The 978-nt window shown below is 70.4% G+C and carries 2 pseudogenes; both read left to right on the plus strand.

Annotated features, from left to right (window positions below):
- A pseudogene (locus BZL64_RS39405) lies at positions 1 to 117 on the plus strand (transposase); the annotation flags it as partial.
- Positions 118 to 287: 170 nt separating this feature from the next.
- A pseudogene (locus BZL64_RS38715) lies at positions 288 to 978 on the plus strand (hypothetical protein); the annotation flags it as partial.

The following is a 978-nucleotide window of genomic DNA, read 5'->3' on the forward strand; positions in this document are numbered from 1 at the left end:
GGCGGGGGCATCGACGCGCAGTCGGTGCGGGCCGCCGCGACGGTGTCGGCAGCCTCACGCGGTTACGACGGCGGCAAGAAGGTGCCGGGCCGCAAACGGCACATCGTGACCGACACCCTCTTGCGTCAGTGGCCGCATCATCGATGTCACCGTCGGCCTCGCGGCGTCGTCGGCCGTGTTGTCAGTGGCCTGCGGCATGATGCGGGGCACGTGACGGCCTGCCCGACAGGGGCTTTGAGGCCGTCCTCGGCGAGGGGAGTGCTGTGCGTAGGCCGGTCGCAGGCGAGGTGCGTGTTCACGATCGTCAGATCTACGTCGAGAGCGATCCGGACTGCGCCAGACCTGACCTCGCCAAGGCGCTCGCGTACCAGATCGGGGGGTTGTGCGGGGCTGCGGTTCCAGGTGTGATCGTCCTGTCCACCGGGCTGTACGCGGGCGACGTCGGCTTTGTCGTGGAAGTCCACGACGCAGCCCCTGTGCTGGACCCGGTCTGGGATGACGTGATGGAGGTGTCCTTCCGCCCCGAGTCGGAACGCACAAGTTTGGTGCAGGGGGACGGCGAGGCCGCGTGGGACCTGGGTCTCGCCCGAACCGACTACCGGGTCCGGTACTGCGCCCGGGGGATGGACGAGGGACGGGAACTCTCCACCAGAGTGGCTGGGGAGTCCCGGGCGGACAGCTACCTCCTGCAGTTCTGGCCCGCCCCACCCCGCCCGGACGAGGTGATCCGCCACACCTCGCGGATGGCCGGGGACCTGCACTGGAACGTGCGCCAGACGGCGCGTACGCCCGAGCAGCTCGCCGAGGCCGAACGCCTGACTCGCCAGGTGTTCCAACGGGCGGCCAAGGAGCGGGCCGAACAAGCCGCCGAGGGGCGCCGCCTGCACCACGAGGAGTGGGAGTGGGGCGGGCGGCTGCCGAGCGAGAGGCTGCGCGGTGCCCGCGAGAGCAACGTCCTCGGTCTGCTCCGCTTCGACA

The sequence above is a fragment of the Streptomyces bobili genome (assembly GCF_002154575.1).
Lineage (GTDB): Bacteria > Actinomycetota > Actinomycetes > Streptomycetales > Streptomycetaceae > Streptomyces > Streptomyces bobili.